Source organism: Candidatus Photodesmus anomalopis, from assembly GCF_000731785.2.
Lineage (GTDB): Bacteria > Pseudomonadota > Gammaproteobacteria > Enterobacterales > Vibrionaceae > Vibrio > Vibrio anomalopis.
Map to the genome: position 1 here is coordinate 17,106 of NZ_JGVJ01000002.1, position 19,462 is coordinate 36,567.

Annotated in this window: 17 protein-coding genes, 1 tRNA gene and 1 pseudogene; 15 read left to right on the forward strand and 4 right to left on the reverse strand. The window is 28.9% G+C overall.

Annotation, left to right across the window (positions count from 1 at the left end; genetic code table 11):
• Positions 1–151 precede the first annotated feature (151 nt).
• The 10 genes from asd (at position 152) to tatC (ending at position 8,739) form a co-directional block, all read left to right on the forward strand.
• Positions 152–1,018 carry an archaetidylserine decarboxylase gene (gene asd, locus CF66_RS00485; RefSeq protein WP_016503806.1) on the forward strand — a complete coding sequence of 289 codons (867 nt, stop codon included), beginning with the start codon at positions 152–154 and terminating at the stop codon, positions 1,016–1,018.
• Between the two features lie 191 nt (positions 1,019–1,209).
• Entirely contained in the window at positions 1,210–2,481 is a 1,272-nt protein-coding gene (locus tag CF66_RS00490) for a peptidase U32 family protein (protein ID WP_016503807.1), read from the forward strand.
• Between the two features lie 40 nt (positions 2,482–2,521).
• Entirely contained in the window at positions 2,522–2,767 is a 246-nt protein-coding gene (locus CF66_RS00495; protein WP_016503808.1) for a YfhL family 4Fe-4S dicluster ferredoxin, read from the forward strand.
• Between the two features lie 162 nt (positions 2,768–2,929).
• Positions 2,930–4,417, forward strand: coding sequence for a DNA recombination protein RmuC (rmuC, locus tag CF66_RS00500; protein WP_016503809.1), 1,488 nt, complete (start codon positions 2,930–2,932; stop codon positions 4,415–4,417).
• A gap of 63 nt (positions 4,418–4,480) precedes the next feature.
• Positions 4,481–5,197 carry a bifunctional demethylmenaquinone methyltransferase/2-methoxy-6-polyprenyl-1,4-benzoquinol methylase UbiE gene (gene ubiE, locus CF66_RS00505; protein ID WP_081697380.1) on the forward strand — a complete coding sequence of 239 codons (717 nt, stop codon included), beginning with the start codon at positions 4,481–4,483 and terminating at the stop codon, positions 5,195–5,197.
• An 8-nt stretch (positions 5,198–5,205) separates the two neighbouring features.
• Positions 5,206–5,811, forward strand: a complete 606-nt coding sequence (locus CF66_RS00510; protein WP_016503811.1) for a ubiquinone biosynthesis accessory factor UbiJ — start codon at positions 5,206–5,208, stop codon at positions 5,809–5,811.
• The gene (ubiB, locus tag CF66_RS00515; RefSeq protein ID WP_034411152.1) at positions 5,808–7,433 is read left to right on the forward strand and encodes a ubiquinone biosynthesis regulatory protein kinase UbiB; all 1,626 of its coding nucleotides are present in this window, start codon (positions 5,808–5,810) and stop codon (positions 7,431–7,433) included. The genes CF66_RS00510 and ubiB overlap by 4 nt, the downstream gene beginning before the upstream one ends.
• 57 nt (positions 7,434–7,490) lie before the next feature.
• Positions 7,491–7,730: a twin-arginine translocase TatA/TatE family subunit gene (gene tatA / locus CF66_RS00520; RefSeq protein ID WP_016503813.1), complete on the forward strand. Its 240-nt coding sequence runs from the start codon at positions 7,491–7,493 to the stop codon at positions 7,728–7,730.
• Positions 7,731–7,739: 9 nt separating this feature from the next.
• On the forward strand, positions 7,740–7,964 hold the full coding sequence (locus CF66_RS00525; RefSeq protein ID WP_016503814.1) for a twin-arginine translocase TatA/TatE family subunit: 225 nt from the start codon (positions 7,740–7,742) through the stop codon (positions 7,962–7,964).
• Between the two features lie 61 nt (positions 7,965–8,025).
• On the forward strand, positions 8,026–8,739 hold the full coding sequence (gene tatC, locus CF66_RS00530) for a twin-arginine translocase subunit TatC (protein WP_034411154.1): 714 nt from the start codon (positions 8,026–8,028) through the stop codon (positions 8,737–8,739).
• A 16-nt stretch (positions 8,740–8,755) separates the two neighbouring features.
• On the opposite strand, the gene CF66_RS00535 is transcribed toward tatC, so the two are convergent.
• Entirely contained in the window at positions 8,756–9,517 is a 762-nt protein-coding gene (locus CF66_RS00535; RefSeq protein WP_016503816.1) for a TatD family hydrolase, read from the reverse strand.
• Between the two features lie 165 nt (positions 9,518–9,682).
• Between CF66_RS00535 and hemB the strand changes: the two genes are divergently transcribed.
• Positions 9,683–10,729 (forward strand): porphobilinogen synthase, encoded by a 1,047-nt coding sequence (hemB, locus tag CF66_RS00540; protein WP_016503817.1) that lies wholly within the window; start codon positions 9,683–9,685, stop codon positions 10,727–10,729.
• 479 nt (positions 10,730–11,208) lie between these two features.
• Positions 11,209–13,980, forward strand: a pseudogene (gene polA, locus CF66_RS00545) (DNA polymerase I).
• Between the two features lie 31 nt (positions 13,981–14,011).
• Here the strand turns inward: polA and yihA are convergent.
• The gene (gene yihA, locus CF66_RS00550) at positions 14,012–14,617 is read right to left on the reverse strand and encodes a ribosome biogenesis GTP-binding protein YihA/YsxC (RefSeq protein ID WP_016503820.1); all 606 of its coding nucleotides are present in this window, start codon (positions 14,615–14,617) and stop codon (positions 14,012–14,014) included.
• Between the two features lie 99 nt (positions 14,618–14,716).
• Here yihA and CF66_RS00555 point away from each other — a divergent pair, with 99 nt between their 5' ends.
• The gene (locus CF66_RS00555) at positions 14,717–15,328 is read left to right on the forward strand and encodes a c-type cytochrome (RefSeq protein ID WP_016503821.1); all 612 of its coding nucleotides are present in this window, start codon (positions 14,717–14,719) and stop codon (positions 15,326–15,328) included.
• A 107-nt stretch (positions 15,329–15,435) separates the two neighbouring features.
• The gene (hemN, locus tag CF66_RS00560; protein ID WP_034411157.1) at positions 15,436–16,824 is read left to right on the forward strand and encodes an oxygen-independent coproporphyrinogen III oxidase; all 1,389 of its coding nucleotides are present in this window, start codon (positions 15,436–15,438) and stop codon (positions 16,822–16,824) included.
• Positions 16,825–16,915: 91 nt separating this feature from the next.
• Here hemN and CF66_RS00565 read toward each other — a convergent pair whose 3' ends face one another.
• On the reverse strand, positions 16,916–17,173 hold the full coding sequence (locus CF66_RS00565) for an accessory factor UbiK family protein (RefSeq protein WP_034411170.1): 258 nt from the start codon (positions 17,171–17,173) through the stop codon (positions 16,916–16,918).
• A gap of 268 nt (positions 17,174–17,441) precedes the next feature.
• Here CF66_RS00565 and CF66_RS00570 point away from each other — a divergent pair, with 268 nt between their 5' ends.
• Positions 17,442–19,229, forward strand: a complete 1,788-nt coding sequence (locus tag CF66_RS00570; protein WP_034411160.1) for an aminopeptidase P family protein — start codon at positions 17,442–17,444, stop codon at positions 19,227–19,229.
• Between the two features lie 18 nt (positions 19,230–19,247).
• On the opposite strand, the gene CF66_RS00575 is transcribed toward CF66_RS00570, so the two are convergent.
• A tRNA-Ser gene (locus CF66_RS00575) sits at positions 19,248–19,337 on the reverse strand.
• Between the last annotated feature and the right edge of the window lie 125 nt (positions 19,338–19,462).

The window sequence follows — 19,462 nt, forward strand, 5'->3', positions numbered from 1 at the left end:
GTAGTAGATTTCCTTATCTACTAAATACAAAATAATAGAAAATTTTTCAATTTCAAACTAATAAAAATAGAATGTACTCCTAATGTTAAAATTGCGTTATTATTTCTTATTTTCTAGCATATAAAATAGGAACAATTAAGGATTTTACATAATGAAAAAAATCATTAGAATTAGCTTACAATTTGAATTTCTGCAATATTTTTTAACACGTTTTGTAGGTATACTAGCATCAATAAAATGCAACTTTTTAACTAAACTTATGATACGAAGTTTCATAAAAAGATATAATATTGATATGAGTGAAGTTCTTTATCCTGATCTTAATCACTTTAAAACTTTTAATGATTTTTTTGTTCGTGAGTTGAAAAAAGATTCGCGCCCTATTGATGAAGATTCATCTGTTATTACTTATCCAGTAGATGCTTATGTAAGCCAGTTTGGTGTAATCGAAAACAATCAAATAATTCAATCAAAGGGACACCGCTTTTCAATAGTTGAACTACTTGGAGGTGATGATACTTTAGCTGAAGAATTTGCTTTAGGAAAATTTGCTACTTTTTACCTTTCCCCTTGTGACTACCATCGAGTGCATATGCCTTGTGATGCTGTGTTAAGAAAAATGATATATATTCCAGGTTGTTTGTTTTCAGTAACTTCAGAGATGACAAGAAAAATACCTAAGTTATTTGCTAGAAATGAACGTGTAGTTTGCATTTTTGATACTAAATTTGGTCCTATTGCACAAATTCTTGTTGGAGCTATTATTGTCGGTAGCATTAAAATTACTTGGGCAGGTACCATTACACCACCGCAAGGTAATACTATATATCAATGGAACTATTTAATAGAAGGTAAAGAAGAAATAAAGCTAAATAAAGGGCAAGAAATGGGGCAATTCAAATTAGGTTCTACAGTAATTAATTTATTTTCTAAAGGTCAAATTACTTTTGATAAAACAGTACAGCGTAATGCATCTATTTTGATGGGAAAAGCATATGCACATAACAATCCTGAGTAGAATATGGTCATTTGTTAGGCAAACTTTTCTTTCCTTTTTTATTTAAACTCACTATAGAATAGTCTAACTTAACTTGAGAATTAGATAATGCAACCTTACAAAAAAAAAATAGAGAACTTTATATGAAAACAATTTCTAAAATATCAAAACTGTGTAATACAGCGTAGAAGATATTCGAATAAGGATTTAGCATGTCTAAAAAAAAAGCATTTATACCAGAATTATTATCACCAGCAGGTAGTCTTAAAAATATGCGTTATGCTTTTGCTTACGGGGCAGATGCAGTGTACGCTGGACAGCCACGTTATAGTCTTCGTGTAAGAAATAACACGTTTAACCTTGAAAATTTAGAAATTGGCATTTATGAAGCCCATGCACTAAAAAAAAAACTATATGTGGTATGTAATATACAATCACACAATGCAAAAATTAAAACCTTTATTCGAGATATAGAACCTATTATCCGAATGAATCCAGATGCCCTTATCATGTCTGATCCTGGTTTAATTATGATTACACTTGAACAGTTTCCAGAAATACCAATTCATCTTTCAGTTCAAGCAAACGCAGTAAATTGGGCAACTGTTAAGTTTTGGGGAAAACATGGAATTAAACGAGTGATTCTTTCCAGAGAACTTTCTTTGGAAGAAATAGATGAAATCTACAGATTTTGCCAAGGAATAGAGCTAGAAGTTTTTGTTCATGGTGCTTTATGTATTGCTTACTCAGGACGTTGTCTATTGTCTTCTTATATCAATAAACGAGATGCTAATCAAGGAACTTGCACAAATGCGTGTCGATGGCTATATAACATACAGGAAGAACAAGAAGATATTTCTGAAAAAACTGCATTGTTATCAGAATCACATCGTCCAGAAGAAAAAATGATAATGCTTGAAGATCAACATGGTACATATATTTTGAATTCAAAAGATCTACGTGCTGTTCAACATGTAGACCGATTAATTAAAATAGGAATTCATGCACTAAAAATAGAAGGACGAAGTAAATCTTTTTACTATTGCGCACGTACTACCCAGGTGTACCGTAAAGCAATTGATGATTCTATAGCGGGTAGGCCATTTGATCAAAACTTAACATATACTTTAGAAAATCTTTCTAATCGTGGTTATACAGAAGGCTTTCTACGTCGTCATGCACATCAATCATATCAACAATATGATCATGGACAATCTATATCAAACATTCAACAATTCGTAGGTGAATTTACTGGTAAATATCATGGAGAACTTGCTGAGGTAGAGGTAAAAAATAGATTTATGATTGGTGATACCCTCGAACTAATTACTCCAAAAAGCAATATCACCTTTACTTTAAAGACAATGCAAAATCAAAAATTTAAAACAATAAAAGATGCAAAAGGAAACGGATATTTTGTCTTTATCTCTATTCCAAACAATACGCAAATTGAGTATGCTTTATTAGCACGTAAATTCAAATAAATATTGAACTATTTAAATCTAAAAAAGATGAGTACATTAAATGGCCCTACTAATTACTAAAAAATGTGTTAACTGTGATATGTGTTACCTAGAATGCCCAAACCAAGCGATTTCTATGGATGATAAAATTTCACAGATTGACCCTACCCTATGTACTGAATGCAAAGGATTCTATAGTACTCCAAATTGTCAATCTGTTTGTCCTATTCCAAATTGTATTATCATAGACCCAAAATATATTGAAACTAAAAGAGAGCTTTTTAAAAAAATGAAGTGCTCAAGTTAATTGCAGTTTAACTCATTGTGAATTTCCCTGTGAATTTCCCTTACTCTTACTTAAAACAGCTTGTTATTTCTTAATTTTTAAAATCAAAAACTGGACATTTATCTAGATAAATGTATACCATCAATTTATTTGAATCAATAAAGAAAATTAAACAATATATATATGCAATGGATGATCAAATACCCAAGTATTCTTGCTAGTTCTATTGGAATAGCAATTTTTTTTGGAGTGATAGTTGGCTGGTTTGTAAAGCAAAAAATGCAGTTTAAGATTGAACTATTGGAAAAAAATTTTTCTAATAATGAACAGTTCTATTCATCTCAATTAGAACAAGCAGAGAAAAAACTTATTCAAACACAGCATGAATTAATTTCTGAACGTGATAAGTTTTCGTATGAATTAAAAAAAAATCATGGAAAATTAATGGCCATGAATGAAAAATTGAATCACTTTGAAATTTTTAAACAAGAATCTAAAAAATATGCTGACGAATTAAATCATACTAAAAAACAAAAACATCAATTAGAAGTAGAACTAAAAACACAAGAAATCCATTATAAACAACAAAATAAAGCTAATTTAGAAAAACTGCAATTTTTAGAAAAATCGGAAGAACGACTAAAACAACAATTTGAATATTTAGCTAATAAACTATTTGAGACAAAAACAGCTAAAATTGAGAAAAAAAATGAACAAAATTTGACAAGCATACTCTTACCTTTTAAAGAACAACTTATAGAGTTTAAAACACAGATTAATAATACCCTGAACCAAGAAGCGAAAGAACGACATACGTTAGTACATGAACTGAAAAACCTTCAACGTCTTAATGAAAAAATGGCTTGCGAAGCCGTGAATCTAACTCAAGCACTTAAAGGTGATAATAAGCAACAAGGAAACTGGGGAGAAGTAGTATTAGCTCGTGTATTAACTGAATCTGGTTTACGAGAAGGTCATGAATATAAAATTCAAGTCAATTTAAAAAATGAATTTGGAAAAACATATCAACCAGATGTAATTGTTTACCTGCCTAAAAATAGACAGGTAATTATCGATTCAAAAATGGCATTAACAGCATTTGAACGTTATTTTAATTCTTCCTCAGCTCAAGAAAAAAAGAATGCTTTAAAGGATCACCTATCAACATTACGAACACATATCAAAGGACTTTCATCAAAGGATTATCATAAACTCAAAGAAATTAAAAGCCTTGATTATGTATTAATGTTTATTCCAGTTGAACCGGCTTTTCAGATAGCAGTCCAGTCTGATCCAGGCTTACTCAAAAACGCTTTAGAACAAAATATCATTTTATCTAGTCCTACAACATTATTAGTAGCCTTAAGAACTATAGATAATTTATGGAAAAACGAAAGACAAAATCAAAATACCCAAATTATTGCTGAACGAGCTAGTAAATTATACGATAAAGTTAGGCTATTTATTGATGATATGGAAGATCTTGGTCGAATTTTAGATAAATCTCAACAAAATTATCAAGCTGCAATAAACAAATTAACTTGCGGAAAAGGGAATATAATTCGTCAAATAGAAAGTTTTAGAAAACTTGGAGTAAAAATCAAACGCCCTATTTCTATCCATTTATCTAAAATAGCACTTTCAGAAGATGAGAATTTTATGCAGAAATGAAAAACTTCATTCCTTTTATCGCTTACTATCTTTCTAATATAAAAATGAATTTATACAGGGAATATGACTTTGGAAAAAAAAGCAAAAACGGCTAGAGTAGAAAAGGTATTCAATTCAGTTGCCAAAAAATACGATATAATGAATGATCTAATGTCATTAGGAATTCATCGATTATGGAAACGTTTTGCTATTGATTGTAGTGGTGTTCGTTCTGGTCATAAATTTCTTGATTTAGGAGGTGGTACAGGGGATCTAACCAGACAATTATCGCCCATAGTTGGTGAAAAAGGTTATATTATTCTAGTAGACATCAATCAAACTATGATAAGTATTGGTCGCGATAAGTTACGTGATAAAGGTATTATAGATAATGTTTATTATATACAAGCCAATGCTGAAACGCTACCATTTCCAGATAATCATTTTGATTGTATAATTACTGGTTTTTGCTTACGTAATGTGACAAACAGAAATAAAGCCTTGAATTCTATGTATCGTGTGCTGAAACCAGGAGGACGACTAGTAGTACTAGAGTTTTCTAAACCAATTTTCAAGCTAATTTCTAAAGTTTACGATGCATATTCTTTCTATGTATTACCAAAAATAGGACAAATAGTAGTTAATGATTCAGAAAGTTATCGCTATCTAGCAGAATCAATCAAAATGTATCCTGATCAGAGCACATTTAAAAATATGATGGAATCAGCAGGTTTTGAAAAAAATAGTTTTTATAATCTTACATTTGGTATCGTTGCACTACATCGCGGTTATAAGTTTTAGGAAAAACAATGCTACTTGAAACTTTCATTACAACTGCAATAGAAACTTTATTAAATAAACTAATAAAAGATAATCCAAAATCAGCTTATCACTTATCTCCTTTAAAAGAACAAATAATTCAAATCCATTTAAAAGAATTAGATAAAACAATAACTTTTATATTTAATGAATACATTCATATCCTAGGTAATTATGAAGGTCATCCTCACTGCTACTTATCATTTTATCTCAGTGATTTATTCAAAATTTATAAGAATACTAACATTGCTGTACTCATAAAAGAAGATAAATTAACCTGTGAAGGAAATATTAAATTAGCTCAATGTTTTTCTCAAATCATAGCTGATTGTGAACCTGATATGGAGGAGTATTACTCTTACCTAACTGGTGATGTAATTGCTCATATGACAACTCAAAGTATTAAAAAACTTACATTATTTATCAAAAATATCACTAACAAACATAAAAAACATATTACTTATTTTTTAAATGAAGAGTGTAGTATTATTCCAAGTTCTTTAGAAATCGAATTTTTTTGTAATCAAGTAAAGAATATTAAAAAACAAATTTCATGCCTTGAAAAAAGCTTAAATAGCCTATCGGAGATTGCATGATTTTTGTTGAACTAAAACGTTTATATTTTATTATTAAAATTCTGATCCAATATGGTATTGAAGATTTATTACCAAAAAATAAATTACTAAACATATTATGTTTTTTACTCAAATCTTTTTTCTTAATAAAAAATAGAAAAGATAATAAATCTTTAGGGAAAAGATTATATCTTGCATTTCAAGAACTTGGTCCTATTTGGATTAAACTGGGTCAAATGATCTCTACCCGGCATGATCTTTTCCCTCAGGATATTATAAAAAATTTAACTATGTTACAAAATAAAGTAGCCCCGTTTGATGGTCAACTTGCTAAAATACAAATTGAACAAGCATTAGGTGGTTCTTTAGAAAATTGGTTTACAGACTTTAATACGATACCACTCGCTTCAGCTTCAATCGCTCAAGTTCATAGTGCTAAATTAAAAAAAACAAATCGAGAAGTAGTATTAAAAACCATCCGTCCTGATATACAACTAATAATTAATACAGATTTTAAATTGATGTATCGCCTAGCATATATTATCCAAAAAATACAACCAAGCACTCGTCGTTTAAAACTGCTAGAAGTAATTAATGAATGCAAAAGGATACTATTAAATGAACTTGATTTACGTCGTGAAGCAGATAATACAATTCAATTACGTCGAAATTTTAAAAATAGCGATGAGCTATATGTACCAGAAATTATTACCGAATACAGCAATAAAACTGTAATGGTATCTGAACGTATTTATGGTATTCCTGTTTCTAATATTAAAGAACTTAAGAAACATGGAATCAATATGAAATTATTAGCTGAAAGAGGGGTAAATGTGTTTTTTACTCAAGTCTTTCGGGATAATTTTTTTCATGCTGATATGCATTCAGGAAATATATTCGTTCATATAGAGCATCCAGAAGATCCTACCTGGATAGGACTTGATTGTGGAATTATGGGTCGATTAAATAATGAAGATAAAAAATATCTTGCCGAAATTTTCTTAGCATTTTTTAATAACGATTACAGAAAAGTAGCAAAGTTACATATTGACTCTGGTTGGGTTCCATATGAAACTAATATTAATGAATTTGAACTAGCAATTCGAATTGTATGCGAGCCCATATTTGCGAAGCCATTTTGTGATATTTCATTTGCTCAAGTTTTGCTGCATTTATTTAATACTGCAACCTTATTCAATATGCAGGTACAACCACAATTAATTTTATTACAAAAAACTTTACTGTATATCGAAGGATTAGGAAAACAATTATATCCTCAGCTTGATTTATGGAAAACTGCAAAACCATTTCTAGAAGAATGGGTAATGAATCAAATTAGTCCAAAAACATTAATTAATGAAATAAAAGAACGTGTACCATTTTGGGTTGAAAAATTACCGAAGCTACCAGAACTTCTTTTTTATAACTTAGAAAAAAGCAGAGAAATTAATCAAAATATAGATAAATTTTTCAAAGAAAAACACAAAGAAAAAATGGTAGGAAATTTATTCTTTAGTATTGGAAGTGTTTTCATTATATGCTCAGCAATACTAATAAATAACGAGCAAGAACCTAAATTATCTTTAATCATCTTCGGATTAGGTATTGCATTTTGGTTTTTAAGTTGGAGAATTTACCGATAATAAATAATAAAACAAATAACAGTTTAATTAAAATAAAGGAAGAAGGATACACATAAAATGGCTGGAATTAGCATTTGGCAATTACTTATTATTTTTTTAGTTATTACGTTACTATTCGGAACTAAGAGATTACATAGTATTGCTTCTAATTTAGGTAACACAATTAAGACTTTTAGAAATGCAATAAATGAAGAAAATACTAGTACTGAAACAAAAAGACAAAAACGTTCTAAAAAAACAAATAGAAAACAAAAAAATAAATACACACCTTCTTTTAAAAAAGAAACAAAAAAATAGGTTTAATAAATGTTTGATATCGGTTTTTGGGAACTAGGATTAATATCAATCATAAGTCTTCTTATACTTGGTCCTGAGCGCTTTCTCTATGCAATAAAACAAATTTATAAACTCTTTTCTGAATTAGAAAACACAGCGAGTTTAGCAAGTAGAAAACTTAAAATACAAAACATTCCAGATAAAAAAGATATTATTATTAAAAATAAACATCATTCTAATCAAAAAAAACCTTAATAGTATTTTAAGAGCTCATAAAGATTAGTCCGTTCTATTATGTTTAGCAAAGAAATTAGTTATGACTTTATTTAGCCATCTATCGGAATTAAGAAACCGGTTACTTCATGCTGCCATTTCTATTTTGGTAGTATTTTTAGGACTTGTATATTTTTCTAATGATATCTACGAATTTATTGCGGCACCATTAATAGAACGACTTGATAATGACACTACAATGATAGCAACGAATGTTACTTCTCCTTTACTAACACCACTGAAATTGACTTTAGTACTATCAATATTTATATCGATAGTACCGATAATGTATCAAATCTGGGCATTTATTGCACCAAGTTTATATAGACATGAACGTAACTTAATAATACCAGTGGTATTATTAAGTACATTGTTATTCTACTGTGGAGTTGCATTTGCTTACTTTATTATATTTCCTATAATGTTCACTTTTTTTACTCAAATATCTATTGAAAATGTAAAATTTACAATAGATATTTCAAATTATCTTGATTTTGTTTTGGCTTTATTTCTAATTTTTGGAGTTGCATTTCAAATACCAGTGGCAATTACTATACTATGTTGGACTGACATTTTTAAACCAAAAAATCTACAAGAAAAACGTCCTTATATACTTGTTAGTTCTTTTGTTATTGGAATGCTACTAACGCCACCAGATATCATCTCACAAACTTTACTTGCAATCCCAATGTATTTACTCTTTGAAATTGGATTACTTTCTTCAAAATTTATAACAAAACGTTTAAAAAAAGATTAGTTTATCATTTGTCTATTTAAATCTGAAATAAAGTTTTAGCATTATTGGTAGTAAGCATCTCAATTTCCAGAGATGCCATTTTTCTTATTTTTGCGATGTGGTTAACTATTAATTGCAAATGTGCAGGTTCATTACGCTTTCCACGATAGGGAACTGGAGATAAATAAGGGCAGTCAGTTTCTAAAATCAGATAATTTAAATCTAAATATGGAATTACTTTTTCCATTCCACTATTTTTAAATGTTGATATACCTCCTAAACCAATATGAAACCCTAAAAAATTTATTTCCATAGCTTCTTTAATATCTCCACAAAAGCAGTGAAATACACCAGTTAAAGAACCATCCTGTTCTTTACTAAGCAGTTTTAATATTTTTTTAATAGAATTACGAGCATGTATTACTACTGGAAGATTCATTTGCTTAGCCCAATTTAACTGTATAATAAACGCTTCTTCTTGCTCTAATTTATAGTAATTTTTTCGATAAAAATCCATTCCTATTTCACCTATAGCAATGAATTTATGTTGACTAAACCAGGAATAAATAGTTTCTAAAGTTTCTAGAAAATCGCTTTTTACATAACAAGGATGTAAACCAATCATAGAATAGCAAATACCTGGATAGGTCATTTCCGTCTTTAGCATAGGTTGAATAGAATCTATATTAATATTCGGTAATAATATTGTATTAATCCTTTTTCTTAAAGCACGTTGAATAACCTGATCACGATCATCATCAAAATCAACCATATATATATGAGCATGGGTATCAATCATTATTTATCTCAATTTGATTGTTAACTTGATAAAAAAGTTCTCGAAAAATATTATATATCAGTGTATAAATGATATCAGTTTCAAACTTTATTTATTACATTTTTCTTCCAAAATTACAACTAACTGAATATATAAAAATATTTTTTTAGTAATGAGGAGAGGTTAATGTCTATATCAATACAAGGACGATTTCCTAAACGACGCATGCGCCGTATAAGAAAACATGACTTTAGTCGTCGATTGATAGCTGAAAATCAATTATCTGTTAATGATCTTATTTATCCAATGTTCATATTAGAAGGAAAACAACGTCGTGAATCTATAAAATCAATGCCAAATATTGAACGTCTATCTATCGATTTAATGCTTAAAGAAGCCAGGTATTTAGCAGACTTAGGAATACCTGCTATTGCTCTATTTCCTGTAATACCAAAAGATAAAAAAAGTTGTTTTGCATCAGAAGCTTATAATCCAGAAGGTATAATTCCACAATCTATTTATTTCCTAAAAGAATTTATACCAGAAATAGGTGTTATAACTGATATCTCCCTTGATCCATTTACTACACATGGACAAGATGGAATTATTGATAGAAATAACTACGTTAAAAATGATGAAACAATAGAAATATTAATTAAACAGGCGCTTTCTTATGCAAAAGCTGGAGCAGATATAGTTGCTCCTTCTGATATGATGGATGGTCGTATTGGAAAAATTCGAGAAGCGCTAGAGTCAAAAGGATATATACATACTCAAATAATGTCGTACTCAGCTAAATATGCTTCCAATTACTATACTCCATTTCGAAATGCAATAGATTCTTCATTTAACTCAACAAAAAACAACAAAAAAAAATATCAAATGGATCTTGCCAATAGTGATGAAGCTATTCACGAGGTGACTATGGATATTAATGAGGGAGCTGATATGGTGATGATTAAACCAGGAATGCCATGTCTAGACATTATTCGAAGAGTTAAGCATGAATTAAAAGTACCAACCTTTACATATCAAGTATCAGGCGAGTATGCTATTCACAAAGCAGCAATTCAAAAAGGTTGGTTAAAAGAACGTGAAATTATCTTAGAATCATTACTCTGTTTTAAACGTTCAGGAGCTGATGGCATCATGACTTACTTTGCTAAAGATGTAGCAAAATGGCTAGCTGAAGACAATGCTAAAATATTCAAACAGTTGAATAAGTATACATAGTTCACTTAGAATAATACTTTTTCTTCTGTACACTTGATTGTTAAAAAAAAAATGATTATTATCAAGAGAACATTGAAACTTTATAAGTTTATCTTTATAAAATTTTTATTACTAATCAAACCGTACATTCAAAAGAAAAGATATTGCTTCCAGCGTAGTTTATGGTCTTTCATAGTAGGTAGTAGGCTTAGTTCTTTTAGAGATTATTGCTCAGCGACGTCTTAGTCTACAAGCAGCTGTATTAGTGCTTACTTTAATATTGGGAAAAGATTTTTCCACAAGTAAAAATCTTTTAAAATTCATTTTTACAATTTAAAAGATTTTAAAAACTACTATATAAACATATAGTTATGAAGATTCTATATTTTTTAATTTTAAAGTAAATCCATTGTAGGTAAAAAATATAAACAAAGTTATCCACTTATTCTATATTAATGACATTGATTAATCTCACGATTACTAAGTATACAATTTAGATCATGTTAAATATTCCAGATAATCCACTAATCTTGATTGATGGTTCTTCTTACCTTTATCGTGCATTTTATGCCTACCCTATCACCATGAATAATGGGAAAATACCGACTAATGCTATCTATGGTGTTGTTAATATGTTGAGAAGTACTATGCGTCAATTTTTATCTGAACGTATTGCAATAATATTTGATGCAGAAGGACAAAGCTTCAGAAGTAAAATGTATCCAAAATACAAAGCTAATCGTCAACCAATGTCAGAACAACTATGTTGCCAAATAGAGCCATTAAAGAATGTTATTCAAGCAATGGGAATTCCTCTAATTTCTGTTACGGGAGTTGAAGGAGACGATGTTATTGGTACTTTAGCTGTAAAATCATCAAAATCTAATATACCAGTTTTAATCAATACTAATGATAAAGATATGGCTCAATTAGTTAATGATAATATTACATTAATTAATACAACAAATAATGAGTTTATGAATCGAGAAAGTGTAGTTAAAAAGTTTGGTATACCTCCAGAATTAATTATTGATTATCTAGCACTAACTGGAGATCGATCAGATAATATACCAGGCGTACCTGGTATTGGTAATAAAACCGCAACTATTTTATTAAAAAAAATCGGTAGTTTAAATGATATTTTCAATAATCTAAATAAGGTTAAATCACTTAACATCAGAGGCTCTTTATCTGTAACTAAAAAACTAGAAAATCACAAAGAAATTGCTTTATTATCTTATGCACTTTCTACTATAAAATTGGATGTAAAGTTAAATGAAACACCTCAAACTCTTGTTAAAAAAATACCAAATAAACGCATGTTACTTGAACTATACAAACAGTTAGCCTTCAAATCATGGCTTAAAGAAATACTGGAAGATATCAGAAATTAATTTAAGCAAATGAAAAAAACTAATTTATCATTACCTTCTCATTTAGAAACAATTAATAAAGATGATAAGTACAAAATAATCTTGGCAGAACAAGAATTGATCCAATGGATTGAAAAACTTAAAGCTAAAAAAATATTTTCTATTTATACTAAAACAAATCATTCCAATTATATGCTAGCTAACTTGATTGGAATTTCATTTGCAATTGAAGAAAAAATTGCTATGTATATTCCTTTTGCTCATGACTACCAGGATGCTCCAAAACAACTAAACTATAAATGGGTGCTTAGTAAACTTAAACCACTTTTAGAAGATCCAACACGAAGTAAAGTTGGATATAACTTGAAATATGATCTTCATATATTAGCACGATATGGTATCCAGCTTAGAGGAATTCAACATGATATTATGATAGCTTCCCACATATTAAATAGCACTTCTAGGAAAAATGATATAGTTAGCTTAGCTGTAGATTTTTTAGAACATCAATGTCAATGTATTTCACTTGAAAAGATCGCTAGAAAGGGGAAACAACAATTTAAATTTAATCAAATTACACTTGAAGAAACATTACCCTATTCAGCTAAATATGCAGATATAATACTTCAATTACATAATAAAATTTTTAAAAAAATCGAACATGATTCTGAACTCAAATTAATTTATAAAAATATTGAAATTCCTTTAATTTTTATACTATTTAAAATGGAACGTACTGGAGTTTTAATTGATGATGCTCTTCTCAACTTACATTCTCATAAAATCAGTAATCGTCTGCAAGAATTAGAATTCAAAATATATAAGATAACAAATAATAGATTTAATATAAATTCAACTAAACAACTTCAAACTATTTTATTTGAGAGTATGAATTTTCCAATCATTAAAAAAACTCCATCTGGAAAACCATCAACTAGCGAAGAAGTTCTTCAAGAGTTAGCTTTGTATTATCCATTACCTAAATTAATTCTAGAATACCGAAATTTAACAAAACTCAAATCGAACTACATCGAAAAATTACCCAAAATGATTAATATGAATACTGGTCGTATTCATACCTCCTATCATCAAGTAATGACAACTACAGGACGTTTATCCTCAAGTGATCCAAACTTACAAAATATTCCAATTCGAAATAAGCTAGGTAGGCGAATTCGAAAAGCTTTTATTGCTAAAGATAATTATAAAATTCTTTCAGTGGATTACTCACAAATTGAGTTAAGGATTATGGCTCACTTATCAGGTGATAAAAATTTATTAAACGCTTTTCAACAAGGAAAAGATATTCATATAGCAACGGCGGCTGAAATTTTATCTGTAAATGCTAAAAAAATTTCTAATGAACAACGTTATCGTGCTAAAGCTATTAATTTTGGTCTTATTTATGGAATTAGTGCTTTTGGTTTAGCTAAACAGCTAAATATTTCTCAATATGAAGCTCAACAATACATAAATAGATATTTTAAACGTTACTCAGGTATATTCCTATATATGGAAAATCTTCGTAAGATTGCCTATAAACAAGGATTCGTTGAAACACTTTTTAAACGTCGAATATATTTACCTGAAATCAAGTCTAAAAATAAAATCCGTCAAAAAGCAGCTGAACGTTCAGCCATCAATGCACCCATTCAAGGGACAGCTGCTGATATTATTAAAAAAGCAATGTTACTTGTTAGTGAATGGATTGAGTTTAAAGCTAATGATAATGTAGAATTATTAATGCAAGTTCATGATGAATTAGTATTTGAAGTTCATAAATCAATTTTAGAGACAGCCAAAAATAAAATACAAAAACTGATGGAATCAGCAGCAAAATTAAATATTCCACTACTAACAAAGGCAAAATATGGCGATGATTGGGATCAAGCACATTAGTTTTTTATCTAAACAACTAGTTAAAAACTTTTTATAAATTAGAAGTAAACCAAAAATCTAATGTATCACGTAAGACATTAACCCCAATACCTTTCGAAGAAAACAGATCAACTTTTACATAATTGCTAAATGTTTCTATAGTTTTCTTTACCTGAAACAAAGTAAACTTAGATTCACTAGTTTTTAGTTTATCAGATTTATTTAGGAGTATTTGCACTGGAATCATATTTTTTATTGCTAATAAAATAATTTCTCTATCTAACATTTTCATAGGATGACGAATATCCATGACAACAATCACGCCCTTTAAAGAGCTACGATTTTTGAAGTACTCTTTTAAAAAAAACATCCATTTCCTTTTTATTTTTATAGGAACTTTTGCAAAACCATACCCAGGCCAGTCAACGATATAAAATCCTTCATATACTTTAAATAGATTGATAAACTGTGTACTCCCTGGAGTTTTACTTACTCTAGCCAAGCTTTTTTTATTGGTCAAAGTATTTAATGAGCTAGATTTTCCTGAATTTGAATGTCCTACAAAGGCCACTTCTATACCTTGATCTTTAGGTAAATGAGATATAGTAGGTAAACTACTAATAAAATGGGTATTTTGGTAATAATTTTTTTTTCTCATTTAAAGCTCCAGATTGACTTTATTTAGTTGATTGATTGGTTTTACAAATTATAAGAACATAGATACATTATTATCAATTAGAAATTGCAATGGAATACTATGAAAAAATTATCCCTCATTCTAACTCTTTTAATAAGCTTCGATACATGGACAAAAGGAAACATTGAAGCTGGAAAATCAAAATCACTCATATGTTCTACTTGCCATGGATCGGATGGTAATAGTCAATTAGCTATTCATCCAAACTTAGCTGGGCAAAATTTTAAATATATAGAAAAGCAATTAAAAGACTATAAACTAAGTACTTTAAGCTCTGGTAAAGAAGGTCGCTTTGACCCAGTTATGGAAGAAATGATGCGAACATTAAATGATGAAGATATAAAAGACTTAGCTGCTTATTACTCTTCACTTCCAATTTCAGAATCTACTACACCATTGTCTGTAGTAGATTCCGGGAAAAAAATATATACATTTGGTAATATGAAACGAAAATTAGTAGCTTGTATAGCATGTCATGGACCTAGAGGAAATGGTATTAAACTTGCTGGTTTCCCAAAAATTTCTGGACAAAACGCCGAATATATCAAAATTCAACTAGAAAAGTTTCGTGATGGTTCTAGAAAAAATAATGTTATGATGAATGATATAGCAAAAATATTAACCGATGAAGAGATCGAGATATTATCTAAGTATCTTGGTGGACTACATTAAAAAATATAAAGCAATTGAATTTATGCATAACTTATGCTTAATACTCAATTTTTATTTATAAAATTATATAGCAATATAATACGTTCTATAGAATAGGAAAACGGTTTATGTTAAAAAAAGTATCCAACTATCAAGTTCTATGGGATAGAAATATTCTAGAGAAATACAATTGCTCCGGACCTCGATACACTTCCTATCCAACAGCATTAGAGTTTCATGAGGACTTCACCTTAACTGATTATAGTATAGCATGTGCTAAATATCCTCAATATCCTCTTTCTATATATATACATATCCCTTTTTGTAAAAAACTTTGTTATTACTGCGGCTGTAATAAAATTATTACTCGTCAATCTAGTAAAGCAGTTCCATATCTTAATATTCTCGAAACTGAAATTCGAGAGCGCTCTTTGTTGTTAAAAAAACGAAAAGTAACTCAGCTTCACTTTGGAGGTGGTACACCAACGTTTTTATCAAGTCAACAAATTAGTTGGTTAATGACAATTTTAAGAGAAAATTTCAAATTTGAAAAAACAACGGAAATTAGCATTGAACTTGATCCAAGAGAAATTGAACTACACCTTCTTAATCATTTACATAATGAAGGCTTCAACCGTTTAAGTATTGGTGTACAAGATTTTAATAAAGAAGTACAAAAACTAATAAATAGAGAACAAAATAACACTTTTATCATTAAACTAGTAAAATATGCTAAAAAACTCGGTTTCCGTTCAATCAATTTAGATTTAATTTATGGTTTACCAAAACAAACAAGAAAATCATTCTCAAATACACTATCTCAAGTACTTAATATAAAACCTGATCGCCTTTCTATATTTAACTATGCTCATATACCAGAATTATTTGCTTCACAATGTAAAATAAAAAATAATGATTTGCCATTAATAGATGAAAAAATCTCTATCCTTCAAGATACTATCTTTACTTTAACCAAAGAACACTATCAATTCATTGGTATGGATCACTTTGCTCAATCAAATGATGAATTAGCTATAGCTCAACGTAACGGTACTTTACATCGTAGTTTTCAGGGATACACAACTCAAAGTAATAATTGTGAAATTATTGGATTTGGAATGTCAGCTATTTCAATGATCGGAAATACATATATGCAAAATCAAAAGGAACTTGATAAATACTATATACAAGTAAAACATGTTAACCATGCATTATGGAGAGGAATTGTGCTTAATGAAGATGACTTACTACGTGGTGAAATTATTAAGCAGCTTATATGTAATTTAACACTTAATAAACTTTTAATTGAATCTAAATTCAAAATTACCTTTCATAAATATCTCAAGAAAGAATTAGAATTATTAAAACCCTTCATTAATGATGGTTTAGTAGAAATTGATTATGAAAAAATTCAAGTAACCGAGCGTGGACGCTTATTAATTCGAAATATTTGCATGTGTTTTGATAAGTATTTACAAAATAAGACTCGTAAAAAACAATTCTCTCGAGTTATTTAGATATATTTTAAAATACTTCGTTTTTTTCTAAACTAACTATTTTGAAAAAATATACACTACTTTAATTAGCATTTATTGAAATAATAATAATTTAATTAGTTTTTTTAGATAATTTAGATTCTAACTCAAGGAGTTTTTTTTCCATTTCTGTAAGTTTTTTTCTAGCACAGAATAACGCTTGACTTTGTATATCAAATTCTTCTCTACTTACTACAGATAACTTATTTAACTTAGACTGTATAATCTGATAAATTTTTTGATCTAAATCTGTAGTTAATTCTTTTAGTGAAGTTGGCATAACATCATGAATTTGCTTTACTATTTTTTCTATTTTTATCTGATTGAACATGTTAGTTTCACTCATTTTTTTTCTTAAATTTCCAAGTAATTTAAAGTCTATATCTCTATCAATTAATCATTGATAAAAAATATCATGTATAGAAAGCAAAATTTTTCTAATTAGATTGTATATCATATAAAAATATACTAGACATACTGAATTTTATCATCAATTGATTATTTTTTTTAGAACAAATACATATTATATATTTTTAATTCATATTATTATATCAAACAATTCATTGGTTATTAAATTATTTAAATTACATTAGTAAGAGATGTTAAAAACAATTTTAGATCGCATTATTGCTATTAGAACTTGGTTGAAAACAAATAATTATGACGCAATTATTGTTCCTCATGAAGACGAATATCTTTCTGAATGCCTTCCAACACATAATGAAAGACTACGTTGGTTAACTAATTTTACTGGTTCTGCAGGAGTAGCAATCATAACATATGATAAAGCAGTTATTTTTGTTGATGGTCGGTATATAATTCAGGCAATTAAAGAAGTTTCTTGTAAGCTTTTTAAAGTCCATTACCTCATTCAGGAAGCTGAAGCTGAAGCAAATTGGTTGCTACAAAATCTTTCTAAAAATTCAAAGATAACGTTCGATCCACGTATGCATAACATCTTATGGATGGATTCTATAAGAAATAAACTAGCAAATACATATAAGTTAATTCATTTAATAAATAATCCCATTGATGAACTATGGAAGGAAAGACCAAAGATAATTCTTTCTAATATCTTATTAATGAGCATTAAATTAACTGGAAAATCAAGCAAAAATAAGCGTAATAAAATTGCTCAAGCCATTAAAAAACTAAATGCTGATAGCTTGATTATAACTTCACTTGATTCAATATGTTGGCTATTAAACATTCGTGCTCTAGATATACCTAGATTACCCGTCCTTCTTTCGCAAGTAATTTTACATAATAATGGTAATGTAGAATTATTTTTAAATCCAAGAAAAATACCTAAAAATTTTAAAAAACATGTAGGCGATGGTGTAACCATATATCACTATAAATTATTAGAAAAACATCTTAAAATGCTTTCAGGAAAAAGAATTATAATTGATCCTGAAAAAAGTAATGCATGGTTTAAAATTATACTACAAAAGGTCAATACAAAGATAATCAAAAAACCAGATCCATGCTTAATAGAAAAATCTATTAAAAATAAATCTGAAATAACAGGAATCAAAGCTTGTCATATTAGAGATGGAGTAGCAATGGTTAAATTTCTTTCATGGTTAGATTTTGAGATTTCATCAGGTAATTTTCATGATGAAGAGATACTTGCTAAAAAATTGCTCTCTATTAGAGAAATGGATCCTTCTTTAAAAGATCTAAGTTTTAATACTATTTCAGCTACTGGTAGCAATTCTTCGATATGTCATTATAACTATAAAAATAACATAAGACCAAAAAAATTAAGAAATAATACATTATATTTAATTGATTCAGGCGGACAATATTTAGATGGAACTACAGATATTACCCGAACAATTTCCATCGGTAATCCTACAAAAAAAATGATTAATCAATTTACTTTAGTTTTAAAAGGGCATATAGGGATTGCTACTGCTAGATTTCCTAAAGGAACTTACGGATACCAAATAGATGTCTTAGCCAGGCAACATCTTTGGAGGGAAGGATATGATTATGATCACAGTACTGGTCATGGTGTTGGTCATTTTCTTAATGTACATGAAGGACCACAAAAGATTTCTAAAACAGCAAATAACGTAGCCTTATGCAAAGGGATGGTAATTTCTAATGAACCAGGATATTATTGTCCATCTTTTGGTATTCGCATTGAAAATTTAGAACTTATCATTGAAATAAAAACTAAGGGGGATTTTTCAATCCTAGCATTTGAATCTTTAACACTATGTCCTATCGATAAAAAAAACATTAATATCAATCTTTTATCTCAAAAAGAAAAAAAATGGTTAAATAAATATCACAAAAAAGTTTGGAAAAAAATTTCTCCTTTAGTAACAGGAAAAACAAAAAAATGGTTAAAAAAAGCGACTTCCTGTATTCACTAATTTACTTTTTTAAAAAAATGGCGGAGAGATAGGGATTTGAACCCTAGATACGTTTTAACGTATGCCGGTTTTCAAGACCGGTGCTTTAAACCACTCAGCCATCTCTCCACGGTAAAGACAACACGAAAGGTCAAAAAAATCGGATATTACATTCCAGCTGAACTACCACTCCCTCCAAAATTATAAGCCTGGCAATGTCCTACTCTCACATGGGGAAACCCCACACTACCATT